23 protein-coding genes and 8 pseudogenes are annotated in these 26113 nt (G+C 74.6%); 21 read left to right on the top strand and 10 right to left on the bottom strand.

Annotation, left to right across the window (positions count from 1 at the left end; genetic code table 11):
* The first annotated feature begins 304 nt into the window (after positions 1–304).
* From QMQ26_RS00215 to QMQ26_RS00205, 3 genes are all read left to right on the top strand, one after another.
* Positions 305–592 carry a hypothetical protein gene (locus tag QMQ26_RS00215; protein WP_159072919.1) on the top strand — a complete coding sequence of 96 codons (288 nt, stop codon included), beginning with the start codon at positions 305–307 and terminating at the stop codon, positions 590–592.
* Between the two features lie 207 nt (positions 593–799).
* Positions 800–1285: an SsgA family sporulation/cell division regulator gene (locus QMQ26_RS00210; protein ID WP_282204302.1), complete on the top strand. Its 486-nt coding sequence runs from the start codon at positions 800–802 to the stop codon at positions 1283–1285.
* Positions 1286–1406: 121 nt separating this feature from the next.
* Positions 1407–1721 carry a hypothetical protein gene (locus QMQ26_RS00205; protein WP_159072918.1) on the top strand — a complete coding sequence of 105 codons (315 nt, stop codon included), beginning with the start codon at positions 1407–1409 and terminating at the stop codon, positions 1719–1721.
* Positions 1722–1790: 69 nt separating this feature from the next.
* On the opposite strand, the gene QMQ26_RS00200 is transcribed toward QMQ26_RS00205, so the two are convergent.
* The gene (locus tag QMQ26_RS00200; RefSeq protein ID WP_282204301.1) at positions 1791–2429 is read right to left on the bottom strand and encodes a gamma carbonic anhydrase family protein; all 639 of its coding nucleotides are present in this window, start codon (positions 2427–2429) and stop codon (positions 1791–1793) included.
* 424 nt (positions 2430–2853) lie between these two features.
* On the opposite strand from QMQ26_RS00200, the gene QMQ26_RS00195 reads away from it, so the two are divergent.
* Entirely contained in the window at positions 2854–3177 is a 324-nt protein-coding gene (locus QMQ26_RS00195) for a hypothetical protein (protein ID WP_282204300.1), read from the top strand.
* A gap of 92 nt (positions 3178–3269) precedes the next feature.
* Here the strand turns inward: QMQ26_RS00195 and QMQ26_RS00190 are convergent, their stop codons facing one another.
* On the bottom strand, positions 3270–3737 hold the full coding sequence (locus QMQ26_RS00190) for an NTP pyrophosphohydrolase (RefSeq protein WP_282204299.1): 468 nt from the start codon (positions 3735–3737) through the stop codon (positions 3270–3272).
* Between the two features lie 148 nt (positions 3738–3885).
* Between QMQ26_RS00190 and QMQ26_RS00185 the strand changes: the two genes are divergently transcribed.
* Entirely contained in the window at positions 3886–4683 is a 798-nt protein-coding gene (locus QMQ26_RS00185; RefSeq protein WP_100834446.1) for an MHYT domain-containing protein, read from the top strand.
* A 230-nt stretch (positions 4684–4913) separates the two neighbouring features.
* Here the strand turns inward: QMQ26_RS00185 and QMQ26_RS00180 are convergent, their stop codons facing one another.
* The gene (locus QMQ26_RS00180; protein ID WP_282204298.1) at positions 4914–5738 is read right to left on the bottom strand and encodes a Rossmann-fold NAD(P)-binding domain-containing protein; all 825 of its coding nucleotides are present in this window, start codon (positions 5736–5738) and stop codon (positions 4914–4916) included.
* 88 nt (positions 5739–5826) lie between these two features.
* On the opposite strand from QMQ26_RS00180, the gene QMQ26_RS00175 reads away from it, so the two are divergent.
* The 3 genes from QMQ26_RS00175 to QMQ26_RS00165 all read left to right on the top strand — a co-directional run bounded on the left by QMQ26_RS00175 (position 5827) and on the right by QMQ26_RS00165 (position 8054).
* Positions 5827–6246 carry a winged helix-turn-helix transcriptional regulator gene (locus tag QMQ26_RS00175; RefSeq protein ID WP_100834444.1) on the top strand — a complete coding sequence of 140 codons (420 nt, stop codon included), beginning with the start codon at positions 5827–5829 and terminating at the stop codon, positions 6244–6246.
* A gap of 81 nt (positions 6247–6327) precedes the next feature.
* Positions 6328–7338 carry a GlxA family transcriptional regulator gene (locus QMQ26_RS00170; RefSeq protein WP_282204297.1) on the top strand — a complete coding sequence of 337 codons (1011 nt, stop codon included), beginning with the start codon at positions 6328–6330 and terminating at the stop codon, positions 7336–7338.
* A 95-nt stretch (positions 7339–7433) separates the two neighbouring features.
* Positions 7434–8054: an isochorismatase family protein gene (locus QMQ26_RS00165; RefSeq protein ID WP_282204296.1), complete on the top strand. Its 621-nt coding sequence runs from the start codon at positions 7434–7436 to the stop codon at positions 8052–8054.
* A 117-nt stretch (positions 8055–8171) separates the two neighbouring features.
* Here QMQ26_RS00165 and QMQ26_RS00160 read toward each other — a convergent pair whose 3' ends face one another.
* Positions 8172–9464, bottom strand: a complete 1293-nt coding sequence (locus tag QMQ26_RS00160; protein WP_282204295.1) for an MFS transporter — start codon at positions 9462–9464, stop codon at positions 8172–8174.
* Between the two features lie 144 nt (positions 9465–9608).
* On the opposite strand from QMQ26_RS00160, the gene QMQ26_RS00155 reads away from it, so the two are divergent.
* Positions 9609–10277, top strand: coding sequence for a maleylpyruvate isomerase N-terminal domain-containing protein (locus tag QMQ26_RS00155; protein ID WP_282204294.1), 669 nt, complete (start codon positions 9609–9611; stop codon positions 10275–10277).
* Positions 10278–10414: 137 nt separating this feature from the next.
* Here the strand turns inward: QMQ26_RS00155 and QMQ26_RS00150 are convergent, their stop codons facing one another.
* Complete coding sequence (locus QMQ26_RS00150; RefSeq protein WP_100834439.1) at positions 10415–11263, bottom strand: GntR family transcriptional regulator; 849 nt, start codon at positions 11261–11263, stop codon at positions 10415–10417.
* 272 nt (positions 11264–11535) lie between these two features.
* Between QMQ26_RS00150 and QMQ26_RS00145 the strand changes: the two are divergent.
* The 5 pseudogenes from QMQ26_RS00145 (at position 11536) to QMQ26_RS00125 (ending at position 17913) form a co-directional block, all read left to right on the top strand.
* A pseudogene (locus tag QMQ26_RS00145) lies at positions 11536–12816 on the top strand (extracellular solute-binding protein).
* Between the two features lie 71 nt (positions 12817–12887).
* Positions 12888–13801 (top strand): annotated as a pseudogene (locus QMQ26_RS00140) (carbohydrate ABC transporter permease).
* A 20-nt stretch (positions 13802–13821) separates the two neighbouring features.
* Positions 13822–14639: pseudogene (locus QMQ26_RS00135) on the top strand (carbohydrate ABC transporter permease).
* A gap of 91 nt (positions 14640–14730) precedes the next feature.
* Positions 14731–16260, top strand: a pseudogene (locus QMQ26_RS00130) (beta-N-acetylhexosaminidase).
* 248 nt (positions 16261–16508) lie between these two features.
* Positions 16509–17913 (top strand): annotated as a pseudogene (locus tag QMQ26_RS00125) (cellulose binding domain-containing protein).
* Positions 17914–18036: 123 nt separating this feature from the next.
* Here QMQ26_RS00125 and QMQ26_RS00120 read toward each other — a convergent pair.
* Positions 18037–18537 (bottom strand): hypothetical protein, encoded by a 501-nt coding sequence (locus QMQ26_RS00120; protein ID WP_100834434.1) that lies wholly within the window; start codon positions 18535–18537, stop codon positions 18037–18039.
* Positions 18538–18777: 240 nt separating this feature from the next.
* On the opposite strand from QMQ26_RS00120, the gene QMQ26_RS00115 reads away from it, so the two are divergent.
* The 5 genes from QMQ26_RS00115 (at position 18778) to QMQ26_RS00100 (ending at position 21892) form a co-directional block, all read left to right on the top strand.
* Positions 18778–19644, top strand: coding sequence for an FAD-dependent oxidoreductase (locus QMQ26_RS00115; RefSeq protein ID WP_318552154.1), 867 nt, complete (start codon positions 18778–18780; stop codon positions 19642–19644).
* A complete protein-coding gene (locus QMQ26_RS37080; protein WP_318552153.1) occupies positions 19638–19826 on the top strand; it encodes an FAD-dependent monooxygenase in 189 nt (62 codons plus the stop codon). The genes QMQ26_RS00115 and QMQ26_RS37080 overlap by 7 nt, the downstream gene beginning before the upstream one ends.
* 670 nt (positions 19827–20496) lie before the next feature.
* Complete coding sequence (locus QMQ26_RS00110; protein WP_282204293.1) at positions 20497–21018, top strand: ThiF family adenylyltransferase; 522 nt, start codon at positions 20497–20499, stop codon at positions 21016–21018.
* Complete coding sequence (locus QMQ26_RS00105) at positions 21015–21266, top strand: hypothetical protein (RefSeq protein WP_282204292.1); 252 nt, start codon at positions 21015–21017, stop codon at positions 21264–21266. Before QMQ26_RS00110 ends, QMQ26_RS00105 begins: the two co-directional genes overlap by 4 nt.
* A 458-nt stretch (positions 21267–21724) precedes the next feature.
* Positions 21725–21892, top strand: coding sequence for a hypothetical protein (locus QMQ26_RS00100; protein WP_282204291.1), 168 nt, complete (start codon positions 21725–21727; stop codon positions 21890–21892).
* A gap of 71 nt (positions 21893–21963) precedes the next feature.
* On the opposite strand, the pseudogene QMQ26_RS00095 reads toward QMQ26_RS00100, so the two are convergent.
* The 4 genes and pseudogenes from QMQ26_RS00095 to QMQ26_RS00085 all read right to left on the bottom strand — a co-directional run bounded on the left by QMQ26_RS00095 (position 21964) and on the right by QMQ26_RS00085 (position 24151).
* Positions 21964–22718, bottom strand: a pseudogene (locus QMQ26_RS00095) (ABC transporter ATP-binding protein).
* 199 nt (positions 22719–22917) lie between these two features.
* A pseudogene (locus tag QMQ26_RS37075) lies at positions 22918–23196 on the bottom strand (ABC transporter permease); the annotation flags it as partial.
* Positions 23181–23369, bottom strand: a complete 189-nt coding sequence (locus tag QMQ26_RS37070) for a hypothetical protein (RefSeq protein ID WP_318552297.1) — start codon at positions 23367–23369, stop codon at positions 23181–23183. The gene QMQ26_RS37070 and the pseudogene QMQ26_RS37075, both read right to left, overlap by 16 nt.
* 242 nt (positions 23370–23611) lie before the next feature.
* Positions 23612–24151, bottom strand: a complete 540-nt coding sequence (locus tag QMQ26_RS00085; protein ID WP_282204290.1) for a type 2 periplasmic-binding domain-containing protein — start codon at positions 24149–24151, stop codon at positions 23612–23614.
* Positions 24152–25129: 978 nt separating this feature from the next.
* Here QMQ26_RS00085 and QMQ26_RS00080 point away from each other — a divergent pair.
* Together QMQ26_RS00080 and QMQ26_RS37685 are read left to right on the top strand one after the other, a co-directional pair.
* Positions 25130–25921 carry a glycoside hydrolase family 10 protein gene (locus tag QMQ26_RS00080; RefSeq protein ID WP_282204289.1) on the top strand — a complete coding sequence of 264 codons (792 nt, stop codon included), beginning with the start codon at positions 25130–25132 and terminating at the stop codon, positions 25919–25921.
* A 1-nt stretch (position 25922) separates the two neighbouring features.
* Positions 25923–26075: pseudogene (locus QMQ26_RS37685) on the top strand (RpiR family transcriptional regulator); the annotation flags it as partial.
* Between the last annotated feature and the right edge of the window lie 38 nt (positions 26076–26113).

Genomic DNA, 26113 nt, shown 5'->3' with positions numbered 1-26113 from the left:
GGGGAGACTCCCTCCGGCACGGCCGCCCGCGCCCGACTCGGACAGTTCGTCCCCCCATCCTAGGGGCGGGCCCGGCCGCGCCGGGCGTCGGGTAAAGACTTCGTCAAACGCCCGGCGGGGCGTCCGGCGGACGTCCGGCGATACCGGGCGCCACCGGGGTGCGGGCATGCGCGGGCCGTCGGCGGGCAGGCCGTAAGGTGGGGAACGGTTGGTGCCCCGTCGGCAGAACCGGCAGGTGACGCGGCGTCGGCACCGCCGCACGGCTGAGCACCGGCTGAGCACTGACGGAAGGACGGCCCGCGCCATGGCAGTTGACATCCGGGTGGAACCCCTGGGTGACCGCGAGTACCTGGTCCGGGTCGAGGACGGCCCGGTCGGGGCCGCCACGCGGGTCCGGGTCACCGACGCGGTGCTGGAGCGGCCGGGCCTCGCCGACGGCGACGAACGGCGGATCGTGCACGAGACGGTGGCGTTCCTGATCGAGCGCCAGCCCGTCATCGACATCCCCCCGATGATCGACCTGGACGACCTGGCCGACGCGTACGGGGACGCCTACCTGGAGGAGCTGGCCCGCCGGCTCGCCCGGGCGTAGCGGGCCCGTTCGGGGGCGGAACGGCCGGGGTGTCACCGAACGCGCCCGGCGTCGTTGTCCTGGCGTGCACGTTCGAGAGGCGCTGCGGCGCGCAGCGGGTCGCTGCTCAGCAAGTGAAGAATCGTTTCTCCGCAGTCCCCGGCGGCTCCGTGCTTCTCGGCGACCCTGCGGTTCTCGGAGGTTCCGGACCCGGGGCGGTGGAGCCCGGTGAACTCCGAGGAGGCGCACGGGGACGCGCAGGTCCCGCCGCAGCGCGACAGCGCCGTCCGGGTCGTCCGGCACCTCGTCCTGGAGGTGGTCGTCGCGCCCGAACTGCGCGTCCCGGTCGTCGCCCGGCTGCGCTACGGCGCCGACGAGCCCTACGCCGTCCACCTGGACAGCCACGTCGACCTGCCCGACCCCGTCACCTGGTCGCTCTCCCGCGACGTCCTGCTGGCCGGCCTGACCCGCCCCGCCGGCCTCGGCGACATGTCCGTCGCGCCCGGCCACGGCCCCGACCGCGGACACCTCCTGCTCACCCTGCACGGCGAGGAGGCCGACGCCCTGCTCCGCCTGCCCGTCCGGGCCCTGCGCGACTTCCTGCGGCGCACCGAGTGCGTCGTCCCGGTCGGCTGCGAACAGGAGCACGTCGACCTCGACGGGCTGGTCGAGCGGCTGCTGGGGGAGGAGGACGACGACGGGGGCGGCGGATGAGCCGTCGTGCCGGCTGGGTCGGGCGGCGGGGGTGTTCCGTCCGCCGCGAGGCTCCGCCGGGACCGCTCCGTCCGGATTGCGGGATTTGCGCGGTTCCGGGGGCCTCCCGCACGCTCTAGGCATGACCTCACCCGTGTACCGGGGCCCCGCCCTGCTGCTGGCCGACGGACTGGAGATCCCGGTCCAGGCCGAACTGACCGGCAACGTCCCGGACGTGGGCCTGCCCGGCTGGACCGGCATGCTGGAGAGCGGGGACACCCGGTTCAGCGCCGGGACCATCCGCTCCGGCCGGCTGCGGCTGCCCGGCGGCTGGGAGGGCGGCTTCGCGGTGATGCGCCGGCTGCTCGGGGTCTCCACGGTCTGGGTGCGCGGCAACGACGTCGAGGCGTCCCCCGCGGACTGGCCGCGTCCGGCGCGCGGCCGTCCGGCGTCCTGACCCGCCCGGCCCGGGTGGGGCGGGCGGGGCGGTGGGACGGCCGGGGCGCAGGGTCGGCGGGGCGGCCGGTCAGCCGGTCGCGGGGCGGTCGTCCAGGTGCGCCGCGAACTCCGCCGCGCGGACCTCGGCCATCCGCTCGTGCCGGGCGACGCGGTCGGTCCAGGAGGCGTCGACCCCGAAGGCCGTGGCCGCGAAGCCGAGCCGTCCGAGCACCTGCGGCACCTCGGGGTCGCCCGGGGCCAGCAGCCGCACCGGGTCGCCGACGGCCATCGTGTACGGCGGGACGAAGTACTCCTCGGGCAGCACCGTGCGGGCGTGCACCAGGGCCGCGACCGCGACCACCGAGCCGGTGCCCACCACGGCCTCCTGGAGCACGTGCACCGAGCTCGCCAGGTAGCAGGCCCGCCGCACGGTGCAGCCCAGCAGGGTGGCGTGCGGGCCGACGAAGACGTGATCGCCGAGCAGGACCGGCTGGTCGGCGGCGACGGCGGAGGCGCGCAGCACCGCGTTCTCGCACACCACCGTCGCCTCGCCGACCTCGATCCGAGAACCCTCCGCGTCCAGCACCGCCCCGTACATCACCCGGGCGCGCGGGCCGATCCGGACGTCGCCGACCAGGGTGGCCGTCGGCGCGACGTAGGCGGTGGGGTGGACCTGCGGGACGGCGCCGCGGTGCTCGATCCGGATGCCCGGTGGGTTCGTGGTCATGGCCGTGATCATCGCGCACCGCGGGTCCGCCCTGCCGACGGGGACCGGGCCCGGCGTGTGCCGCCGCCCGCGGCGCGCCCCGACACCCGCCCGGCGCGCGTTCCCACTGCCCGCGCCCCTGGCGGCGACCCGCGCCCCCCGGGCCGGAGGCGGACGCAGGTGCCGGGCGGCGTTCAGGTGTACGGGCAAAGCTGGGGGTGGTCCGGTGGCGAACCGCTGTCGCGGACGGGATCGGCGCGCTACGGTCTGTGGTCTGGAGGTGACCGATGGCTGAGCAGCAGACCTGCCCCGGCTGCGGCGGGGCGCGCGGAACGGAGAAGACGGAGCACTCGGTGGAGACCGACCCGCGCGGGGGACAGCGACCGGTGCAGCGCAGGTACTGGTCACCGTGCTCGGTGTGCGGCGGCTCGGGGGTGGTGCAGCGATGAGGCTGCTCTTCGTCTGCCAGGACTGCGGCTGCCACTACCTGGTGCCGCTCGGCCTGGACTACCCCGACGGCGGCCGGGCCAGCTCCGTCTGGTGCTCGGCCTGCCAGCGCGCCGCCGCCGCCCGCGGCGCCGTCGAACCCGCCGAACTCGCCGCCGTCGCCGTCCTGTTGGCCGTCCGCGCGCTCAAGGCCGCGCTCGCCGCCCGCCCCGCCCCGACCGCCGACGGACGGCCCGCCAAGCCGGACCGCCGCCCCACCCGACCCGCCGTCAGCTCCCGCGGCCGCACCCGCCCGGCCGCCACCCGGACCAGGCTGGCCTGAGGTCTCGTCACCTCCTCGACAGCTCCTCATTCTGCCTTTGAGGCAAAGTTTCTGGTGCGGTGTCAGTCGTCGCGCGCACCGCCCGTCCGGCCCTAGCCGCCGTTCCTGCTGCCACCACCACTGCCACTGCTGCGGCTGCCGCGCACCGTGCGCGGGCCCAGCGGCTCCGCGCCCAGGGCGGCGACCCGCCCGCGCAGCTCGCGGTCGGCCGTCACCACCAGCAGGCGGCGGCCCGGCGCGGCGGCGGACTCGGCGGCGACCAGCTCCACGATCCGGTCGTCCCCGCTGCCCGGGGCCGACACCACCCGCACCTCCGGCACCCCGTCGACGCCGCGCGCCGCACCCTCCACCACCAGGACCACCGCCAGCGGGCCCGGTACGCCCGGCACCCCGGCCGCCGCCACCGGCACCAGCGCGTCGCGCAGCCGCTCGGCCGCACCCCGCCGGTCCCGCCACCACCCGTCCGGTACGGAGCCGACGACGTTCGCGCCGTCCACCACCAGCAGCGGCGGCGGCACGGGCGGGTGCGGGACGCGGGGTGTTCCGGCGGGCTGCTCCATGGACACCAAGCCTGCCACGTCCGGACAGGCCGGGGGCGGGGCAGGTGGCGGAGCAGGTGGCGGGGCATTGGTACGGACCAATCCCTACCGGACGGTATTGTCTCGGAGGCAAAACCCGCACCCGCAGTCGTTCCCGATCGGACCCTTCATGCACCACGGCACCACGGCCCACCTCGACGGTTTCCAGTACGGGTGGGTGAACCCGGTCGTGGCCTACCTGATCGCCTGCGTCGGAGCCGCGATCGGACTGCGCTGCACCGCACGGGCCATGACGCTGCGGCCGAACCGGCGCTTCGGCTGGCTGGCGCTGGCGGCCGGGGCGTTCGGGTGCGGCATCTGGTCCATGCACTTCATCGCGATGCTCGGCTTCATGGTCGACTCCTCCACCCTGGTCTACGACATCCCGCTCACCGTGCTCAGCCTGCTGGTGGCGGTCGTCGTGGTCGGCCTGGGCATCGGCTTCGTCGGCTACCGCGGCAAGGGCACCGGCACTCTGCTGGCCGGCGGCGTCCTGACCGGCGGCGGCGTCGCCGGCATGCACTACCTCGGCATGGCCGCGATGCAGGTCGAGGGCGAGGTCTCCTACGCCACCCCGCTGGTGGCCGCCTCGGTGGCCATCGCCGTCGCCGCGGCCACCGCGGCGCTGTGGATGACACTGAACGTCAAGGGCCTGCCCTCGGCGCTCGGCGCCGCCCTGATCGCCGGCGTCGCGGTGGTCGCCATGCACTACACCGCGATGGCCGCCGTCACCGTCACCCTCGACGGCCGCCCGATCGGCGACGGCACGCCCGCCTCGCAGTTCGTCCTCCCGCTGGCCGTCGGCATCATGGTCGTCCTCGCCGTCGCGGGCATCGCGATCGCGCTCTCCCCGCAGGACCCGGAGGACGGCCGGACCCCGGCCGCCGAACCGATCCGGGTCGACCTGTTCGGACAGGAACGCCACTGACAGCCGCACCCGGCACGGCGCGGGGCCCCGGTGCGGGCGTGTCGCCGTGCCGGGCGTGCCGGGCCAGGGCCGCGGAGACGATCCCGGACGCCTGCCGCCGCGAGGGGTTCACGGTGGCGACCGAGGTGCAGCGGGCGGTGACGCGGCCTTCGAGGACCTGACGGACCTGACGGCCCTGACAGCCCCCTGACAGACCTGACGGACCTGACGGCCCTGACCGCTCGGCGCCGCTACCGGACGCCCGTCACCGGGCGGGTGGCGGAGGCGGCGGTCGCGGCCACGGTCAGGGGGTCGAGGGCCGGGCGGCCGAGGAGGTCGGTCAGGGCGGGGTCGGTGCCGTCCAGGAAGCCGTGCCGGACGCCGGTGGCGATCGAGGCGAGCATGGGGGGCTGGAAGGGCAGCAGCCCCGGCGTCTCCTCCAGCAGCCTGCGCCGGTACTCGCCCAGGCCGATGGTGCGGTGCGGCACCCCGAGCCGGTCGGCGACCTGCCCCGCCGTGACCGGCGTGCCGACCAGGTCGTGGACGCGCCCGCGGTGCGCCGCCGGGTCCGCCGCGACCAGTGCCGCGACCTCGGCGAGGTCCGCCCGTGCGACCGCGGCCAGTGCGCCGTCCCCGAACGCGGACTCCACGCCGTCCCCGGACCAGCGCAGCAGGCCGCCGAAGAGTTCGGCGTACAGGCCGTTGCGCAGGATCGTCCACCCCAGCCCGCTCTCCCGGACGAGGCGTTCGGTGGCGCGGTGCGCGAGCGCGAAGCCGAGGTGGTCGCCGGCCGTGGTCAGGCTGGTGTAGACGACGTGGCGGACGCCGTCGCGGACGGCCGCGCCCAGGGCCGCCGCGTGCCGGGCGACCACCCGGTCGTCCTCGGCGTAGCCCGCCGAGACCAGCACCAGGGTCGACACCCCGGTGAGGTCCAGGCCCGCGGGGTCGTCGAAGTCGAGCCGCCGCGCCCCCGGGCCCGGCGAGCGGCTGCCGCCCGTCGCGGCGACGCCGCGGGCGCGCAGCGCCGCCAGGGTGGCCGCGCCGAGGTTCCCGTTCGCTCCCGTCACCAGGATCATGTCCGTCCCAGCCTTCCGTCGTGGTTCTCTTCGGTAACTACGCTTGATCCTCGGCCGCACCGCCGACCCGTCACAAGGAGGCAGTTCCGTGTCACTCACGCACACCGGGGTAACCACCCCCGCCGACCTCGACCCCTGCGGACGCCACGACCACCCCGACTGCGGCATCCGCGACGTGCTGGACCGGATCGGCGACAAGTGGTCGGTGCTGGTGGTCGTCGAACTGGCGGGCGGGCCGCGGCGGTTCCGCGAACTGCAGCGCGCCGTCGAGGGCATCTCCCAGCGCATGCTCACCCTCACCGTGCGCCGGCTCGAACGCGACGGCCTCGTGCGGCGCACCGTCTACCCGACCGTCCCGGCCCAGGTCGACTACCGCCTGACCGACACCGGGGCCGGGCTGACCCACCTGGTCAAGGCGCTCGCCGACTGGTCGCTCGACCACCGCGCCGCCATCGCCGAGGCCCGCCACGCGTACGACCTGGCCCACCCGGACCACGACATCCGCTGAGGCGGCCGGTACCGGGGGATGGCCGAATCCGACAGAACGGTGTCATTGCGGACACCGGGCCGGGCGGTCGAGGATGGGGGCATGCCCAGCAACCGCCGCGTCGTGATCGCGGTCTTCCCCGACGTCGACCTGCTCGACGTCACCGGCCCGGCCGAGGTGTTCGCGCTGGCCGAGCGGGAGAGCGGCGGCCGGGCCGGCTACCGGGTGGAACTGGCCGGCCCGGAGCAGGGGTTGGTGCGCACCTCGGCCGGCGTCCGGCTCGCCGTCGACCTGACGTTCGACCAGGTCGACGGCCGGCTGGACACCCTGCTGGTGCCCGGCGCGGTCCGGCCCGGACCCGACGGGCCCCGGGCCCGGATCGACCCCGAGGTAGTCGCCTGGGTGCGCCGGACCGCCCCGTCCGCCCGGCGGGTCGCCTCGGTCTGCGTCGGCGCGCACCTGCTCGCCGCCGCCGGGCTGCTGGACGGGCGGCGCGCCACCACGCACTGGTCGACGGCGGCCCAACTCGCCGCCGACCACCCGGAGGTGACGGTCGACCCCGACCCGATCTTCGTCCGCTCCGGAGCGATCTGGACCGGCGCCGGGATCAGCGCCTGCATGGACCTCGCGCTGGCCCTCGTCGCCGAGGACCACGGCGAGGAAATCGCCATGGCCGTCGCCCGACAGCTGGTGATGTACCTCAAGCGGCAGGGCGGACAGAGCCAGTTCTCCGTCCCGCTCAGCAGCCCGCCCACCTCCCGCCGGGACATCGACGAACTGCGCCTGCACATCGCCGACCACCCGGACGGCGACCTCTCCGCCCGGGCGCTGGCCGCCCGGATGTGCCTGAGCGAGCGCCACTTCGCCCGGGTCTTCCGGCAGGAGACCGGGACGACACCGGCGGCGTACGTCGAGGCCGCGCGACTGGAGGCCGCCCGGCGACTGCTGGAGAGCACCGACCAGCCGCTCGAACAGGTCGCCGCCGCGAGCGGCCTCGGCTCCGTCGAGACCCTGCACCGCACGGTCCGCCGCCGCCTGGGCACCACGCCGGCCGCCTACCGCAGGCGCTTCCGGGTGGAACCCGGCGCGACCCGGGGCGCGGACGGGGCCTGAGCCCCCGCTTTCTCCGACCGAAGAATCCGACCACGGGTCCGATCACGGGCCCGACCTCGGGACCGACCTCGGACCGACAGAACAGGATGAGTGACATGAGCATGAAAAATGCGTCCGCGACGCTGCGCACGGTGATCGGACTGGACGACGCGCTGCCGCGCCTCGCCGATTCGGTACTGGTGCTGATCGACTACCAGAACACCTACCGGGAGGGCGTGATGGCGCTGGAGGGCGCCGAACCCGCCCTCGCCGCCGGGGCGCGACTGTTGGCGGCGGCCCGGGAGGCCGGCGCGCCGGTGGTGCACGTGGTCAACGACGGCGGGCCGGGCACGCCGTACGACATCCGGGCCGAGATCGGGGCGATCAGCGCGCCGGTCGCCCCGGCGGAGGGCGAGCGGGTGGTGGTCAAGACCTTCCCGGACTCCTTCTACGAGACCGAACTGGCCCAGGTGCTCCAGGAGTTGGACGGGGATGGGCCGCGCCGCGACCTGGTGCTGGCCGGCTTCATGACGCACATGTGCGTGGCCTTCACCGCACAGGGCGCCTTCCGCGGGGGCTGGCGGCCGACGGTGGTCGCCGAGGCGTGCGCGACCCGGTCCCTGCCGGGGCCGGACGGGCGGGTGGTACCGGCGGCCCAACTGCACGCCGCCGCGCTGGCCACCGTCGGGGACCTGTACGGGACGGTGGCCGCGACGGTCGCCGAGCTCGTGGGGTGAGGTCCGGGACGGTCGTGGGCCTCGCGGGGGCGGGCCCACGGCAGTCGCCGGCTTCGCGCGATGAGGCCCACGACAGTCGCCGGTCTCACGAGGTGAGGCCCGGGGCGGTCGCCGGTCTCACGTCGTGAGGGCCAACCGGATCGCGCCGTAGCGGCGTTGGGCGTAGGCCGCCGCGGTGGTCGCCGCGCCCAGGGTCAGCCAGCCCAGGGGGCCGGTGGCCAGGACCGCGCCGGTGAGCAGGAGCGGGCCCGCGGCCTTCTCGGTGGAGTGGGCCATGCCCGCCACCCCCAGGTACTCGGGGCGGGCCCGTTCCGGGGCCAGGGCCACCGACAGCTCCCAGGAGACCACCGAGCGGATCAGTTCGGCCAGCGTCACCAGCACCGCCGCGAGCAGTAGCAGCACCGAGGCGGGCAGCGGCCCGGTCCGGTGGGCCAGGGCGGCGGCGGCGCAGCAGCCCAGGACGGCGAACCCGTACAGCGGGACCACCCGGACCGCCTGGCGGGCCGTGCTGACCAGGGCGGAGACCCGGAGTTGGGCCAGCACCACGACCACGGTGTTGATCGCCAGGAAGGCCGGGACCAGCGCGTGCGGGGCCCGGGTGGAGTGGATCAGCCAGAGCGGCAGACCCACGTTGAGGATCGCGTCGTCGATGGTGAGCATCGCGTCCAGGGCGACGAAGCGCAGGTAGCCGGCGTCTCGCCAGGGGTTGGGCCGGGGAGCTGGGGCGGCGGCCCCGCCCGCCGTCGCCGCCGCCGTCGCCGGACCGTCCGTGGCGATGGCGGTCGCGGCGGTCGCGGCGGCCCGGCCCGGCTCCCGGAGGGTGGCCACCAGGACGGCGGCGACCAGGAAGGAGGCCACGTCGGCGATCACCAGCGCCCGGTACGCGGCCGGGGTGCCCACCGCCAGGCCGAGCGCGGCCAGGCCGGCGCCCGCCGCGTACCCGGCGTTCATCGAGGTGCGCGACAGCGCCCGGTAGGCCGAGCGGCGCTCGCCCGCGACCTCGGTGGCGTACAGCATCTCCATCGCGCGGGCCGCCCGGTCGCCGAGCGTGGCCAGCGCCACCACCAGCAGCAGCGGGGTGAACGCGGCGCAGAACAGCACCGCCGTCAGCGCCGCCACCCGCAGCAGGTGGCAGCCGATCAGCACCCTCCGCACCCCCCAGGAGGCGGCCAGCCGTCCGGCCAGCGGCGTCCCCGCGATGCCCGCCACCGAGGAGACGCCCAGCAGCAGCCCGACCTGCGCGGCCGTCAGCCGTCCGACCTCGGTGAAGTACAGCACGCAGGCCGCCGCCCAGACGCCGGTGCCGGTGCGGTCGACGAACAGCGTCAGCAGCATCGCCCGCCCGTCCCGTCCGCCCGGTGGCCGTCGCAACTGCTCCAGCAGCCCGTCGCCCCGCGTCCGCTCGCCCATGGTGCTCCCCGTCCGGTGTGAGGGTGGTCCGTCCGTACGGAGAGCACTCTGCCCGAGAAGTCTCTCGACATCAAGATGCTTGATGTCGAGAGGTAGTGCCGACGAGGGGGCGGAGCCGACACCGTCGACGGGTACGCTCGGCCCATGGTTGATCACGCGCGTGCGCAACACCCCGCCGACGTCGGCCCGGTGACGGCGGAGGACCTCGCCGAGGGCGTCCGGCTGGTCGTTTCCCTGCTGAGCGGGCCGGACGCGGCGGCGGCCGACTGGGACCGGCCCGCCGGAACGCTGGAGTGGAGCTGCTGGGAGACCGCGGAGCACCTGGCGGACGACCTGTTCGCCTACGCCGCCCAGCTCGGGCCGCAGTCGCCCCCCGCCGCCGGGTTCGTGCCGTTCGCCTACCGGCAGGAGGCGCCGGGCAAGCCCACCAGCGTGGTCTTCGCCCAGCGGGCGGCCGGACCGCGGGGCCTGGTCCAGGTGCTGGAGGCGTGCGGGGCGCTGCTGGTGGCGATGGTCCGCACGGCCCGCCCGCAGGACCGCGCCTTCCACGGCTTCGGGACGGCGGACGCCGAGGGCAGCGCCGCCATGGGGCTGGTCGAACTCTTCGTCCACGCCGAGGACTTGGCGCTCGGACTGGGCCTGGACTGGACGGCGCCCGCCGGGATCAGCGCCCGGGTGCTGGCCCGGCTCTTCCCGGCGGCCCCGACCGGCACCGACCCCTGGCCGACCCTGCTGTGGGCCACCGGCCGGGGCGACCTGCCGGGCCGCGAACGGCCCACCGGATGGCGCTGGTACAGCGCCCCGCGCGACTGACCGCCCGCACGACTGAGCCCCGCGCCCGCCTGTCGCGCCCGGCCTGTCACGCCCGCGCCGCTGAGCCCGCCCCGCCGTGCCCGGTCCGCGCCGCTGAGCCCGCCCCGCTGGGCCCGCGCCGCCGCTCCCCGGCCGGGTCAGAGCAGCGGCTGGATGTCCCCGGTGGTGACGGTGGGGCCGGTACCGCGGGTGGTCAGGTCGTTCGGCGGGATGCCCGGGTGGTGGCGTGAGTCGCCGGGGGTGGCGGGGGTGGGGTCGGCGAGCGAGATGCGGGAGACGATGCGGTAGCGGTCGCCGCGGTAGAGCGAGTGGGTGTACTCGACGGGGCGGCCGGTGGCGTCGCTGGTGAGCCGCTCGAAGCGCAGGGCGGGGGAGAGGGCGGGGATGGTCAGCAGGCGGGCCTCGCGGTCGTTGACCACGGTGGGCTCGATGGCCTGGACGGCCTCGTGGACGTGGGCGCCGCGGGCGGCCAGGAGCTGGTAGAGGTCGCCGTGCTCCAGCTCGGCGGGGGCCAGGTCGGGCAGCAGGTCGGCCGGGATGTGCAGGTGCTCGATGGCCATCGGCTCGCCGTCGACCAGCCGGAGCAGCACGAGGTGCAGGATCGGCGCGGCGGGGGACAGCCGCAGCTTGCGGCCGATCGCCGCACCGGCCGGCAGCGGGGTGAACTCCAGCACCTGACTGGTCCAACTACCGGACGCCCTCGGCACGTTGAAGGACGGGTCGCCGCCGACGGACGGGGTCAGCTCCTGGACGATCTTGGCGGGGGCGACGAACGTGCCGCGCCCGTGCTCGCGCACCAGCAGGCCCGCGGCCACCAGTTCGTCCACCCCGGCGCGCAGCGTCGGACGGGAGACGCCGAGCTGGGCGCAGAGCGCCCGCTCGGAGGGGACCGGGTCGCCCGGGGTCAGTGACTCGACCAGTTCGCGCAGGTACTCCCGGACCTGATCGCGTTTCAATCCCGCCCCGCCGGACGAATCCGTCGCCATCGTGCCATCCCTTCGCTTCGAACTGGTCAGACCATACCAGACCAGTTCGCGGACCTTACCAGTGCTCGCCCCGCCGTCGGAACCCCCGAACTGGAAGGTTCCTTTGCAGGTGGAAGGCCGGTCGGGGCGAATGCGGGGGGCCTTGACGGGCTGCACCGGCTGTGCCACCTTCTCTTACCACCGACCGGACCAGTTCACTCTACTGGTAAAAAGTCGGTCTCCTTGGAACAACCCCCACACGCATCCCCAGTCACCTTGAGGCGGCACCCACCGTGAGATCCACCGCACTTCCGACCACCCTGCGCTCCGCGATCGCCCTGCTGCTCGGTGCGGCCACCCTGACCGCCTGTTCCTCCGGCTCCGGTTCGGGCTCCCAGGAATCGGCCGGACCGGCCGAGCTGACGGTCTGGATCATGAAGGACAGCGTCACCGACACCTTCCTGAAGGACTTCAAGGCGCGACTTCGAGTCCTCGCACTCCGGCACCACCCTGAAGGTGCAGATCCAGGAGTGGGACGGCATCGGCCAGAAGGTCACCAGTGCGCTGGCCAGCAACGACGCCCCGGACGTGATCGAGGTCGGCAACACCCAGGTCGCCCAGTACGCGGCCAGCGGCGGCGTGCACGACCTCAGCGACAAGGCCGCCGAGCTCAACGGCTCCGACTGGATCCCCGGCCTCGCCGACCCGGGCAAGATCGACGGCAAGCAGTACGGCATCCCCTGGTACGCCGCCAACCGCGTGGTCATCTACAACAAGGACCTGTTCCAGCAGGCCGGCATCACCACCCCGCCCAAGACCCGCGAGGAGTGGATCGCCGACACCCAGAAGCTCAACACCGGCGGCAACGAGGGCATCTACCTGACCGGCCAGACCTGGTACGTGCTGGCCGGCTTCCTCTGGGACGAGGGCGGCGACCTCGCCGCCAAGGGCTCCGACGGCACGTGGAAGGGCGCCCTGGACACCCCGCAGGCCAAGGCCGCGATCGGCTTCTACCAGCAGCTCCAGGCGCTCGGCAAGGGTCCCAAGGACGCCGACGAGGCCAAGCCGCCGCAGGCCGAGGTGTTCGCCCAGGGCCACACCGCGCAGTTGATCTCCACCCCGGTGGCGCCAACGCGATCATCAAGGCCAACCCCGCGCTCAAGGACAAGCTCGGCTTCTTCCCGATCCCCGGCAAGAGCGCCGACAAGCCCGGCGCGGTGTTCACCGGCGGCTCCGACCTGATCGTCCCGGAATCCTCCCACCACCAGCAGGCCGCCTACGAGGTGGTCAAGGCGCTGGCCGGCGACAAGTGGCAGACCGAGATCGCCAAGCAGATGAACTACGTCCCCAACCGGACCACCCTGGCCTCCGTGCTCAGCGGGAACGAGGGCGCCGCCGCGATGGCCGCCGGGGCGGTCAGCGGCCACGCCACCCCCAACTCGCCCGAGTGGGCCGCCGTCGAGGCCGACAACCCGATCAAGCAGTACATGACCCAGGTCCTCACCGGCGCCGACCCGGCCGCCGCGGGCAAGACCGCCAGCGAGGCCATCACCAAGGCGCTCAGCGGCAAGTGACCCGGCCGGGCCCCCACGCCCCCGCCGGCCCCCCGGGTCCGCACCACCGTCGAACAGGAGTACACCCCGCCGTGCCCACCAACGCGTCACCGCCGCTCCGCACCAGGATCCGGCCCTACCTGCTCATCGCCCCGACCCTGGTGGGCGCGGCGTACCTACTGCTCTACCCGTCGCCCGGAACCTGGTGATCTCCTTCCAGCACTTCCGGCTGGCCCAACTGATCCGCGGCGGAGCCCCGTTCGTCGGGTTCGACAACTACACCGAGCTGCTCTCCGACTCCAAGTTCTGGACCGTCACCCTCCGCACCCTCGGCTGGACCGCGCTCAACACCGTGCTGATCACCGGCCTCGGCACGCTCGTCGCGCTGATGCTGGTCCGGCTCGGCCGGCGGATGCGGCTGGCCGTGATGAGCGCCCTGGTGCTGGTCTGGGCCACCCCGGTGATCGCCGCCACCACCGTGTTCCAGTGGCTCTTCCAGTCCCGTTTCGGAGTGGTCAACTGGGCACTTGACCAGTTGGGGCTGCACGGCTACCGCGACTACGCCTGGTTCGCCCACTCCGGTGCCACCTTCACCGTCCTGGTGCTGCTGGTGGTCTGGCAGTCCGTCCCGTTCGCCGCGCTCACCCTGTACGGCGGACTCACCACCATCCCCGCCGAGCTCTACGAATCCGCCCGGATCGACGGCGCGAGCGCCTGGCAGACCTTCCGCCTGGTCACCGTCCCCGTGCTGCGACCGCTGTTCGCCCTGGTCACCTCGCTCGAGGTGATCTGGACCTTCAAGTGCTTCGCCCAGATCTGGGTGGTCAGCCAGGGCGGCCCCAACGGCGCCACCACCACCCTGCCCGTCTACGCCTTCCAGATCGCCCAGAACCTGCACAAGTACGACCTCGGCTCCGCGGCCTCCACGCTCACCGTGCTGATCCTGCTCGCCGCGCTCGTCACCACCCTCCGGCGGATGCACCGCCAGGAAGGAGCCGAGGCGTGAAGCTCCTCGCCCCCCGCCGACTGCGCCGGCTGCCGCTCAACCTCGCCGCGCTCGCCGTCCTCGCCACCGCCGCCTTCCCGTCTACTGGATGGTGGTCACCGCCTTCAAGCCCACCGCCGAGATCCAGGCCGCCACCCCCGCCTTCCTCCCGCTGCACCCCACCCTCGAGCACTTCTCCACCGCGATCCACGCTCCCGGCTTCGGCGGCTACTGGCGCAACAGCCTGTACGTCACCCTCGGCGCCGTCCTGCTCTCCCTGGTCGTCGCCCTGCTGGCCGCGTACGCCGTCGGCCGACTGCGCTGGCGCGGCCGCCGGGCGTTCCTGCTGCTGGTGTTCACCGCGCAGATGGCGCCCTGGGAAGCGCTGCTGATCCCGATGTACGTGATCGCCCGCGACACCGACATGCTCGACAGCCTCAGCATGCTCACCCTGGTCTACTTCATGACCACCCTGCCCTTCACCATCGTCACCCTGCGCGGCTTCCTCGCCGCCGTCCCCGCCGAACTGGAGGAGGCCGCCCAGGTCGACGGCTGCACCCGGCCGCAGGCCTTCCGGCGGATCACCCTCCCGCTGCTCGCCCCCGGCCTCCTGTCCACCTCGCTGTTCGGGTTCATCACCGCCTGGAACGAGTTCGCCTTCGCCAACACCCTGATCATCAAGAACCAGGACGCCCGCACCCTCCCGGTCTGGCTCTCCTCCTTCGCCAACGTCTTCGGCACCGACTGGGGCGCCACCATGGCCGCCGCGAGCCTGTTCATGCTCCCCGTCCTGATCGTCTTCCTGTTCCTGCAGAACAAGGTCACCACCGGCATGACCGCCGGCGCGGTCAAGGGCTGACCCCCACCGCCACCGCCCGCCGGGCTCCGGCCCCCGCCCGCACCGCCCGCAGGGCCCGCCAGCCTCCCTACCCCCGGAAGAAGACCACCCCGTGATCCTGCCGACCCCGGTCGAACTCGTTCCCGCTGCCGGACGGTTCACCCTGACCGAACGGACCACCGTGCGCGCCGACGGCGAAGCCGCCGCCGTCGCCGACCTGCTGCGCACCCTGCTGCGCCCCGCGACCGGCCTGCCGCTGGCCCCCGGGGCGGAAGGCACCGTCGCGCTCGTCCTCGCCCCCGACGACCGGGAGCTGGGGGAGGAGGGCTACCGGCTGACGGTGGACCCGTTCCAGGTGACGCTGCACGCGGCCCGGCCCGCCGGCCTGCGGCACGCGTGCAGACGCTGCGCCAACTGCTGCCGCCCGAGGTGCTCTCGGCGCAGCCGGTGGCCGGCGTCGAGTGGAGCCTGCCCGCCGTGCGGATCACCGACCGGCCCCGGCACGCCTGGCGCGGGTTCATGATCGACACCGCCCGGCACTTCCAGCCCCTCGACCGCCTGCTCACCGCCGTCGACCGGATCGCCCTGCACAAGCTCAACGTCCTGCACCTGCACCTGACCGACGACCAGGGCTGGCGGCTGCCCGTCGACGCCTACCCCCGGCTCACCGAGGTCGGCGCCCGCCGCGAGCGCAGCATGGTCGGCCACGCCGGCTCCACCAGGTACGACGCGCTCCCGCACCAGGGCTCGTACACCAAGGCCGAACTGCGGCACCTGGTGGCGTACGCCGCGGAACGCGGCGTCACCGTCGTCCCCGAGATCGACATGCCCGGCCACACCCGGGCCGCCCTCGCCGCCTACCCGCACCTGGGCAACCACCCGAGCGGCAGCTCGACGTGTGGACCGACTGGGGCGTGTGCGAGACCGTGCTCGGCGTGCACGACGAGGCGCTCGCCTTCTGCCGCGCCGTGCTGGACGAGACGATGGAGCTCTTCCCCTCCCGCTACGTCCACCTCGGCGGGGACGAGTGCCCCACCGTCGAGTGGGAGACCAGCCCCACCGCCCGCCGCCGGGCCGCCGAACTCGGCCTCGCCGCCCCCGCCCACCTGCGCGGCTGGTTCCTCGGCGAGGTCGGCCGGCACCTGCTGGCCGCCGGCCGCGTCCCGATCTGCTGGGCCGAGACGGACGGCGCCACCCTGCCGGTCGAGTTCACCGTGATGCCCTGGCGGGACGCCGAGCACGGCCGGGACGCCGCCCGCCGCGGCCACGACATCGTGATGGCCCCGCACCGCGCCACCTACCTCGACTACCCGCAGTCCGACCGCCCCGACGAACCGCTCGGCCAGGCCGAGTACGTCGTCGACCTGCCCACCGCGCACGCCCACCAGGCCGCCCCGCGCACTGGGACGAGGCCGAACGGGCCCGGGTGCTCGGCACCCAGGCCCAGCTGTGGAGCGAGTTCGTCACCACCGCCGAGCACTTCGACTACCTCGCCTACCCCCGGCTGTGCGCCATCGCCGACCGGGCCTGGAACCCCGACAGCGACTACGTCCGGGACTTCCTGCCCGCCCTCGCCGCGCACCGCCCCCGCCTGGCCGCCCTCGGCATCCACCACGCCGAACGCGAACTGCTCGCCACCTGAGCGCGCCCAGGACGCGTGACCCGGGCGCGCGCCCCGTCGCGCGCGCCCCCACAGACCCGGCCGCCGACCCACCGTCAGCAGCCGCCCGCAGCACGCGGACCACCTCCGCGGCCGCACCCCGCACGTGCACCGCCGGAACGTCCACCGCCCCGCCGCACCGCGGGGCATCCTCCCCCCACGGAAGGAACCACCGTGTCCGCACGTCCCGCACGACCAGCCGGCGCGCCCGGCTCGCCACGGCCGCCGCGATCGCCGCGGCCGGCCTGGCCGCCACCGCGCTGACCGTCGCCCCGGCCTCGGCCGCCGACAAGTTCAGCGTCCAGTACCGCACCAGCGCCTCCGGCGCGACCGCCGACCAGACCGAGCCCTGGCTCCAGGTCACCAACACCGGCACCACCACCGTCGCGCTCAACCGGGTCACCCTGCGCTACTACTTCAAGGCCGACGGCCCCTCCACCACCTACCGCTTCGCCTGCTCCTGGGCGGTCAAGGGCTGCGGCAACATCACCGGCACCTTCGGCACCCTGGCCAACCCCACCGCCACCGCCGACCGCTACCTGGAGATCGGCTTCACCGCCGGCGCCGGCTCGCTCGCCCCCGGCCAGTCCACCGGCGACATGCAGCTGCGCTTCTACCGCTCCGACTGGCAGACCCTCACCCAGTCCGACGACTACTCCTTCAGCGGCACCCAGACCTCCTACGCCGACTGGCAGAAGGTCACCCTCCAGGAGGACGGCGCCCTCATCTGGGGCACCGCCCCCGCCGGCAACAACCCCTCGCCGTCCCCCTCGGGCAGCCCCCCCCGTCCCCGTCCGGCTCCACCTCCACCCCGCCGGTCGACCCGAACGCGCCCGTCCTGTTCGACGACTTCTCCTACAACACCAGCGCCGACGCGGCCGTCCAGCAGCACGGCTGGACCGTCAAGTCCGGCCAGGGCGGCCCCGGCGTCTCCGGCGCCACCTGGTCCCCGGCCGACGTCACCTTCCCCACCGTCGGCGGCAGCAAGGTGCTCAACCTGCGCCTGACCACCGACGGCACGGCCTCCGGCACCAAGGAGACCGAGATCCAGACCACCGCGCGCAAGTTCAAGAACGGCACCTACGCGGCCCGGGTCAAGTTCGCCGACGCCCCCAACAGCGGCCCCGACGGCGACCACATCAACCAGACCTTCTTCGCCTTCACCCCGCTCAACGCCCCGATGGACCCGAACTACAGCGAGGAGGACTTCGAGTACCTGCCCAACGGCGGCTGGGCGAGCAGAGCAACATCATGTACGAGACCAGCTGGGAGACCTACAACCCGGACCCGTGGAACGCCGTCAACACCCACGGCGAGCAGCGGCAGTCCTACGACGGCTGGCACCTGCTGCAGTTCACCATCGACAACAGCAACATCACCTACTACATCGACGGCCAGGTCGTCGCCACCCACGGCGAGCCCTACCTGCCCGAGACCCCGCAGTTCATCGACTTCAACCACTGGCTGATCGACCTCGCGGGCCAGTACTCCACCACCCCGCGCTCGTACGACCAGCAGGTCGACTACGTGTACTTCGTCAAGGACCAGGTGCTCAGCCCGGCCCAGGTCGCCACGAACGTCGCCGCGCTGCGCACGGCCGGCACCGCGTTCAAGGACACCGTCCCCGGCAGCTGACCCCGCCCGCACCAGGCGCCCCGCCCCCGCCCTGCCGCTCGGCAGGGGGCGGGGCGCCCGCGCGCGCCGGAACGCCCGGGGTGCCCGCCCTCGCGGCCTTCGGGGCCGTCCGGGCCGTCGCGGTCACGGCCGGGTGGTCAGCACCCCGGCGGCGCGCAGCCGGAGCTCCTCCAGCAGGTGGGCCTGCCGGTCGGCCCGCTCGGCGAGTTCGTCGAGCCGGGACCGGTCGACGCGGGAGTCCGCGCCGAAGCGGTCGGCCAGCACGGCCCAGAGCTGGCGCTTGCCCAGGACGCCGAGCCGCAGGGCCTCCAGCTCGACCAGATCGGTCAGCGGGGAGCGGCGCAGCACGGCGCCGTTCGGTTTCAGCAGGCCCGCCAGTTCGCCGGCGCGTCCCAGCCAGGCGTACGGGCGGCGTTCGCGGACGCCGAGCTCCCGCATCACCCGGCGCAGCGACGCCGTGTCGCAGGCAATGTCCGCGGCCAACTGCCGCAGCGCGTCCCCCCGGTCCGGGCCGGGGTGGGCGTCGGCGATCCGGCGGGCCCGCCGGGTGCCGGCCTCGGCGCCGGCCAGGTGGTTGTTCAGGTAGATGGTGAGCATGCGGTGGCTGCTCGGTACCTCGGCCATGGGCGTTGTCCGTCTCTCGCGTCCTGTCGTGCCGAGCGGTTGCCCAGGGAACCCGCGCGGAACCCTCCGGCCGGGACGGCCGGGACAGGAGAGACGCGAGGGACGGGAGCGGGCGGGTGCGGCGCGCGGCCGGTTCTCGGCCGTCCTGCCCTCCCGTCCCCGCCGGGGCGCCGTCCGCGCGGACCGCTCTGCGAGGATGGGACGGTCGGTGACGGCACGGACACGGTGAGGGGGCGGCCCATGGCGCGGATCGTGGTGGTCGGGGGCGGGATCGCCGGAACGGCGGCCGCACTGGCCCTGCACAAGGCCGGTCACCGGCCGGTCGTCCACGAGGCGCACCCCGACAGCGACGGGGACATCGGCGCGTTCATGACCCTGGCCAGCAACGGCATGCGCGCCCTGGCCGGGTTCGACGCCGCCCGGGCGGTGGCCGGCGCCGGGTTCGACGTCACCCGGATGAGCGTCCTGGACGCGGCCGGAACGGAACTGGCGTCCGTACCGCTCGGCGAGCACGACCGGCCGCTCACCCGCTACCGCTGCCTGCGCCGGGCCGAACTCGCCGCCGTCCTGCGGGCCGAGGCCCGCCGGCGCGGGATCGTGCTGCGGCACGCCGCCCGGCTCACCGGCGTCACCGAGACCGACCGGGCCGTCACCGCCCGGTTCGCCGACGGCAGCACGGCCACCGGAGACCTCCTGGTCGGCGCCGACGGCCTGCACTCCACGGTGCGGGCCTGGCTCGACCCGGACGGCCCCGGCCCCGCGTACGCCGGACAGCGCGTCTTCTACGGCTACAGCGACACCGTGCCGCGCCCCGCCGCCGCACCCGGCCTGATCACCATGGTCCGCGGCAGCGCCGCCGCCTTCGGCCACCTCGTCCCGCCGCCGGCCGCACCCACTGGTTCGCCCGCGTCCCCGGACCGCCGCTCGGCCCGCAGGAGCGCGACCGCACCACACCCGCCCAGTGGCGCGCCCGGCTGGAGGAGCTGCTGCGCCCCGACCGCACCCCCTGCGCGGACATCGTGGCGGCCACGGGCGACGACCTCATGGTCACCGACGCCCTCCACCTGCCGCCCGGAGGCCGCTGGCGCAGCCGCCGCGCGGTGCTGATCGGCGACGCCGCGCACGCCGCCTCCCCGGCCACCGGACAGGGCGCCTCGATGGCACTGGAGGACGCCCTCGTCCTGGCCAAGGCCCTCCGGGACGCCCCCACCACCGAGGCCGCGCTCGCCCGCTACGAACACCACCGCCGCCCCGGGCCGAACGGAACACGGCGGCCAGCGCCCGCCTGACCGCCGCCCGCCCAGCCGAGGACACCCGCCCGCCCGGCGACACCCGCCGCCCGACGGACGGCCGCCCCGACGAGGCGCTGCTGCGCCTGCTCGACTGGGACACCCCGCTGCTCTGAGCGCTCCGATCCCGGGCGGTCCCGGACGCCCGCGGCCGGCGGCGACGACCGGCCGCCTCACGCACGCGCCCGTCCTTCGAGCGCAGGTGCGACCCGCTTCACCCGATCGGACAAGTCCCCCGTGCACGGACTGGTTGGGGTGCCGCCGGGCGGGTGAAGACACCGCGGCCGACGATCTTGTTGTTGCTAGCGTCGGACGACGTGACCCGCACCCCCTCTCTCGCCGATGCCCCGAGCGACCGGCCCTGGCAGGCGGATTCGCCTGCCGAATCGTTCCGTCCCGTCCTGCTCGACCCGGCCTCGGCCGACCACACCGCCGAACTGAAGAAGCTGCTGGACTCGCCCGCACTGCGCGAGGTCCATGACCGCGTCGACGAGCAGCTGATCGAGCTCGTGCGCTGCCTGAACCCGGAGAACCGTTTCCCCCTGCAGCCCTGGAGCGCGCCGTCGACGAGGCCCGGGGCGGCCTCCTGCCGGACGAGTACGGGACCTGGGTCTGGTACCCGTGGTCGGGCCGCCTGGTCCGGGTCCTGCCCGAGGCCGCGTTCCGGCTGGTGCGCACCGACCGCAACCGCGACAAGATCACCCGCGAGGAGCAGAGGCACCTGCTGGGCCGCCGCATCGGGGTCATCGGCCTGTCGGTGGGCTCCAGCGCGGCACTGACCTGTGCGATGGAGGGCGTCGGGGGCTCGTTCCGGCTGGCCGACTTCGACCGGCTGAGCCTGTCGAACCTCAACCGGCTGCGCGCCGGCGTCCACGAGATCGGCCTGGAGAAGACCGTCATCTGCGCGCGGCGCCTGTACGAGCTCGACCCCTACCTCGACGTCTCCGTCCACCGGCACGGAGTGAGCGAGGAGAGCATCGAGGAGTTCTTCGCCCCGGGGCGGGACGGGGCGGGGTGGACCTGCTCGTCGAGGAGTGCGACACCCCCTGGGTCAAGACGGCGGCCCGCGAACACGCCCGGAAACGACGGGTGCCCGTCCTCATGGACGCCAACGACCGCGGCCTGCTGGACGTCGAGCGCTTCGACCTGGAACCGGAACGCCCGCTCTTCCACGGCCGCGCGGGTGCCGTGACGGCCGACGACGTCCGCGCGATGGACCCGGGCGAGCAGATGCGCTTCCTGCTGCGGGTCGTCGACCGGGAACAGCTGAGCCCGGCGATGACCGACGCGCTGACCCGCATCGGCACCGACCTCTCCAGCTGGCCCCAGCTGGCCAGCGGCGTCATGCTCGTGCCGCCCTCGTCACCGACACCGCCCGCCGCATCCTGCTCGGCCACCCCGTCCCCTCCGGTCGCTCCTACGTCGACCTCGAAGCGCTGATCCCCGCGGACCGGGTGGGCGCCCGGTGAACCGCGTACCCGACCTGCACGGCGAGCACCTGTGGCTGCGCGAACTCCGGGCGTGCGACCACCCGCTCTACGAGCGGATCATGACCAGCCGCGTGCTCACCCGCTACCTCGGCACCGACCGGATGGACGTCGCCCGGGCCCACGACGCCTTCGCCGCCGCCCTCGCCCAGCCCCTCACCCGCCCCCGCCGCACGTACACCCTGGCCGTCTGCGCGCCCGACGACGACACCATGCTCGGCACCGCCGGACTCCTGGTCGAGGACTACGGCAGCAACGCCATGCTGACCTCCGTCGTCCTGCTCCCGGATCACCCGTCACCGGCCACGCGCACGAGACCGGCCGGCTCCTCACGGCCTACGGCTTCGGCCCCCTGGGCCTGCACCGCATCTGGGCCGGACACCGCACCGACCACGACCACATGCCCCCGTCATGCACGCCGCCGGACTGACCCGCGAAGCCACCCTGCGCCAACTCTTCCGCACCCAGGGCTGCTGGCACGACGTGGCAACCTACGCCGCCCTCGCCCCCGACTGGAAACGCCAGGCCACCCCCGCCGAACTCGCCATCCTCGACGCCCCCGCCCTCGCGGCCACGTGACGGACCACGTGGCCGGACTCGCACGGCCACGCCGACGCGCGGACCTCCGCCGGCCCCCCCGCCCGGCAAGATCACCTGCCGAACGGTCGAGGCCGCCGGTCAGGGGCATCCGTCCCCGGTTCCGCCCCCGGGTCCGACTCCGGGACGCCGAGGGCCCGCAGCAGGCGCTCCCGGTGGGCGGGGAAGGCCGGGTCCCGGCGGCGGTCCGGTCCGGCCGGGCCGGGCAGGGGCAGGTCGAGGCAGAAGCGGCCGTCGGCGAGCACCAGGACCCGGTCGGCGAGCAGCAGGGCCTCGTCCACGTCGTGGGTGACCAGCAGGACGGCGGGGCGGTGCCGGGCGCACAGGTCGCGCAGCAGGGCGTGCATCCGGATTCGGGTGAGGGCGTCCAGGGCGCCGAACGGCTCGTCCAGCAGCAGGAGTTCCGGTTCCCGCACCAAGGCCCGGGCGAGTGCCGCGCGCTGTGCCTCGCCGCCGGAGAGGTGCCGGGCCAGGCCCGCTCCCGGCCGGCCAGGCCGACCTCGGCGAGCGCGGCCCGGCCGCGGGCGAGCGCGGCGGAGCGGGGCCCGGGCAGGCCGAGCACCACGTTCTCCAGCACCCGGCTCCAGGGCAGCAGCCGGGCGTCCTGGAAGACCACCGCGCTGGGCTCGGGCACCTCGACCAGGCCCTCGCCCCCGCCGTCGAGGCGGCCGGCGGCCCGCAGCAGGGTGGACTTGCCGGAGCCGGAGTGGCCCAGCAGGCGCGGTGAACTCGCCCTTGGCGACGTCCAGGTCGACGCCGTCCAGGACGGTGCGCCGTCGAAGGCGCGGCGCAGGCCGCGCAGCCGCACCCGCCACCGGCCGGAGTCGTGGCCGGACCGGAGTCGTGGCCGGGCCCGGAACCGGGGCCGGGTCGGTCAGCCGAGTGTCGTGCGCCATCGCAGGGCCCGCCTCTCCAGGAGTCGTACCAGGGTGTCGGGAGGCCAGGCCCAGCAGGCCGTAGACCACCAGGCCGACCACGATGACGTCGGTCTGGCCGAAGGTGCGGGCCTGTTCCATCAGGTAGCCGATGCCGCTGTTGGCGTTGATCTGCTCACTGACCACCAGCACCAGCCAGGAGACGGTGACGGCCAGCCGCAGGCCGGTGAAGAAGCCCGGCGCGGCACCCGGCAGGGCGATCCGGCGCAGGAACTGGCGGCGGTTCAGGCCGACGGTGCGGGCGAGTTCGGCCCAGCGCAGGTCCAGGCCGGTGAGGGCGGCGTGGGTGTTGACGTAGATCGGGAAGAAGGTGCCGAGCGCCACCAGGATGATCTTCACCTCCTCGCCGATGCCGAACCACAGGATGGCCAGCGGGACGAGGGCGAGGATCGGCAGCGCCCGAACAGCTGCGCCGTCCCGTCGATCAGGGCCTCGCCGAGCCGGGAGAGCCCGGCCAGCAGTGCCAGCAGCACGGCCGCGGCACCGCCGAAGGCCAGCCCGAGGGCGGCGCGTTGGAGCGACACCCACAGGTGGTGGCCGAGCTGCCCGTCGCCGAGCAGGTCCCAGCCCTGCCGGGCGACCGCCCCGGCGGGGCGAGGGTCTGCGGGTCCAGGACGCCGGTGGCGGAGCAGGTCTGCCAGGGGCGAGCAGCAGCAGCGGGCCGAGCGCGCGGGAGAACGGACCCGTCGGCGGCCGCCCGGCCGGGTGGCCGGGCGGAGCGGCGCCGGCGGCGGCGGGCGCCCCGGTGGTGGCGCGTCGTCATCGCTCAGCCCTTGGCCGCGGCGGCCTGGACGGCGTCGAAGCGGCGGTCGAAGGCGGTGGAGACGTCGAGCGCCCCGATCGCACCCGACTCCGCCAGCACGTCGGTGATCCGCTGCAGCCGGGCGGCGGCGGTGGTGTAGTCGGGGATGGTGGCCGTCCCGTTGTTGGCGACCACGGCCCGGCCGACCTCGGCGGGCAGCTTCTGGGAGTCCACGTAGTAGGACTGCACCCAGGCGTCCTTGTGGGCGGTGATCCACAGCTCGGCGCGGGTGAACCGGGCCGCCAGGTCGGCCAGGGCGGCGCTGCGGGCGTCGTCCGCGACGACGGCGCCCGGGGCGATGAGCAGTTGCAGGCCGCTGGTGAGCGCCTTGTCGTCGGCGAGCTCGTGGGCGCCCTTGTCCTGGTAGCCGGTGCTGTACTTGCTGACCAGCGGCTCGGTCAGGGTGCCCGCGTCGACCTGCCCGGCGGCCAGCCGGGCCGGGATCTCCGGCGGGTTGAGCTTGACCAGGGTGACGTCGGAGGGCTTCAGCCCGGCGTTCTTCAACGCGGTCAGGACGGCGGCTGGAAGGTGGTGCCCTCGGTGTAGGCGATCTTCTTCCCCTTCAGGTCGGCCACCGTCCCGGCCGTGCTGCCGGCGAGGTCCACAGGTGGACGGCGTCCGGGCTGTTCTGCACCACGCCGACCACCCGGGCGTCCTGGCCGTGCGCCTGGGCGAAGACACCGGCGCGTCGGAGACGAAGCCGACGTCGCGCGGCCCCGGCCCGGAACGCCTCCAGCACCGCCGGGCCGCCCTGAAGGAGGACCAACTGACCTGGTACGGAAGGTCCTTGTCCTGTCCGGCGGCGGCCAGCGTGGTCTTCAGCAGGTCGTTCTGGTCGGCGATCCGCAGCGTGACGCCGGCCGGTACGGCGGTGGGCAGCGGCGCGGTGACGGCCCGGCCGGGGCGGCCTTCCCGCGGTCGGGGCGCAGCCGGTGAGAGGCGGCGGCGACCAGCAGGGCGGCGCGAGGGCGAGGGCGGACGAGCCGGACGAGCCGGACGGGCGAGACGGACGGGCGGCCGGTGCGTGGGCATGGCGAAGCTCCCGAACGGGCGGTGTGGGCGGGGGTGAGGTGGCCTCAGCCTCCGCGCCGCTCGGCCGGTGTCAACGAAATCTCGTAAATATCTTTCGATTTCACCGCCGGAATTGCGGAAATGTTTCACTGTGTTGCGCCACACTACGTGATGAACTGCGAACCTCTGATCGGTGCGAAAGTTATTTACGACTTTCCCGGCAGCTGGCTAGAGTCGGTCGCCGTGCGCTCCTGCTACTCCTCGACCCCGGCTCGCCGCGGCTGCCCCGTCTGCTCGACCGGGCCGCCGCGGCCGGACTGGACACCGTCGTCACCAAACTCGAAGCGGTCACCCCCGGCCTGGCCCGACCTGGCCCACTGCCGCGGCCTGCGCCTGCACGGCAGCTTCGCCTGCTTCCGCGGCCCCGACGGCCCCGCGTCGACCAGGACGCGGCCCCTGGCAGCCGATGGAGTGGTACACCGGCGTACGCCCCAACGACCCCGACTGGAAACCGCCCGCCTGGCCGAACGGCTCACCACCGCCCTGCGCACCGCCCCCGTCGACGGCCTGCTGCTGGACTTCCTGCGCTGGCCGCTGCACTGGGAGCTCGAACTGCGCCCCGGAGCCCGGCCCCGCTCCGCCTCCTACGACCCCGACACACTGCGGCAGTTCACCGCGCGCACCGGCCTGCGCCCGCCCGGCCCCGGCGCCGCCGCGGCCCGCTGGATCGCCGCGCACCACGCCGACGCCTGGACGGAGTTCCGCACCGCCGCCGTCACCGGCGCCGCCCGCCTGCTCGCCGCCGCGGCCCGCACCACCCGCCCCGGCCTGCCCGTCGGCGCCTTCCTGGTCCCCGCCGCCGACGAGACCGAACGCCGCGCCCTGGTCGGCCAGGACGCCCGCGAACTCGCCCGGGTGCTCGACCTGCTGCTCCCGATGGCCTACCACGCCATCCTGCACCGCGACCCGCGCTGGCCCGCCCGGCTGCTGCGCGGCCGCGCCCTCCCCGTCCCGCTGGTGCCCGTCGTACAGACCACCGCCGACGCCGCCGCCGTCCTCGGCCGCCCCGCCGACTGGGGGCCGCCGATCGACACCGCCGACTTCACGGCCCTGCTCGACCACACCCTGGCCGCCGGATCGGGCAGCATCTGCCTGTTCCCCGGCGAGGGCCTCGGCCCCGACCGCTGGAACGTCCTCGCCGACCGGCTGGCCCGCACCGCCCCGCCGCACCACCCCAGGAAGGACCGACCCGTGCCCCGATGACCTGCTCGCCCGGATTCGCCACCACCGCGACCTGCTCCCCAAGGCCGAACGGGGCATCGCCGACCTGGTCCTCGCCGACCCCGGCGCCGCCGCCACCCGCACCATCACCGAACTCGCCCGCGCCGCCGGCACCTCCGAGACCACCGTGCACCGCTTCTGCCGCAGCCTCGACCTGCGCGGCTACGCCCAACT

It is taken from the genome of Kitasatospora fiedleri, assembly GCF_948472415.1.
GTDB classification, from domain to species: Bacteria; Actinomycetota; Actinomycetes; order Streptomycetales; family Streptomycetaceae; genus Kitasatospora; species Kitasatospora fiedleri.
This window is presented reverse-complemented; position numbering and strand designations above follow the sequence as displayed.

Bases quoted from the DNA above. Each gene is read 5' to 3' on its own strand.
- QMQ26_RS00190 (WP_282204299.1), bottom strand. From the start codon at position 3,737: ATGGAGCAGCCCGCCGGAACACCCCGCGTCCCGCACCCGCCCGTGCCG.
- QMQ26_RS00170 (WP_282204297.1), top strand. From the start codon at position 6,328: ATGCCCAGCAACCGCCGCGTCGTGATCGCGGTCTTCCCCGACGTCGAC.
- QMQ26_RS00185 (WP_100834446.1), top strand. From the start codon at position 3,886: ATGCACCACGGCACCACGGCCCACCTCGACGGTTTCCAGTACGGGTGG.
- QMQ26_RS00205 (WP_159072918.1), top strand. From the start codon at position 1,407: ATGACCTCACCCGTGTACCGGGGCCCCGCCCTGCTGCTGGCCGACGGA.
- QMQ26_RS00100 (WP_282204291.1), top strand. From the start codon at position 21,725: ATGCACGCCGCCGGACTGACCCGCGAAGCCACCCTGCGCCAACTCTTC.
- QMQ26_RS00160 (WP_282204295.1), bottom strand. From the start codon at position 9,464: ATGGGCGAGCGGACGCGGGGCGACGGGCTGCTGGAGCAGTTGCGACGG.
- QMQ26_RS00165 (WP_282204296.1), top strand. From the start codon at position 7,434: ATGAGCATGAAAAATGCGTCCGCGACGCTGCGCACGGTGATCGGACTG.
- QMQ26_RS00195 (WP_282204300.1), top strand. From the start codon at position 2,854: ATGAGGCTGCTCTTCGTCTGCCAGGACTGCGGCTGCCACTACCTGGTG.
- QMQ26_RS00155 (WP_282204294.1), top strand. From the start codon at position 9,609: ATGGTTGATCACGCGCGTGCGCAACACCCCGCCGACGTCGGCCCGGTG.
- QMQ26_RS00120 (WP_100834434.1), bottom strand. From the start codon at position 18,537: ATGGCCGAGGTACCGAGCAGCCACCGCATGCTCACCATCTACCTGAAC.
- QMQ26_RS00150 (WP_100834439.1), bottom strand. From the start codon at position 11,263: ATGGCGACGGATTCGTCCGGCGGGGCGGGATTGAAACGCGATCAGGTC.
- QMQ26_RS00180 (WP_282204298.1), bottom strand. From the start codon at position 5,738: ATGATCCTGGTGACGGGAGCGAACGGGAACCTCGGCGCGGCCACCCTG.
- QMQ26_RS00215 (WP_159072919.1), top strand. From the start codon at position 305: ATGGCAGTTGACATCCGGGTGGAACCCCTGGGTGACCGCGAGTACCTG.
- QMQ26_RS00200 (WP_282204301.1), bottom strand. From the start codon at position 2,429: ATGACCACGAACCCACCGGGCATCCGGATCGAGCACCGCGGCGCCGTC.
- QMQ26_RS00115 (WP_318552154.1), top strand. From the start codon at position 18,778: ATGGCGCGGATCGTGGTGGTCGGGGGCGGGATCGCCGGAACGGCGGCC.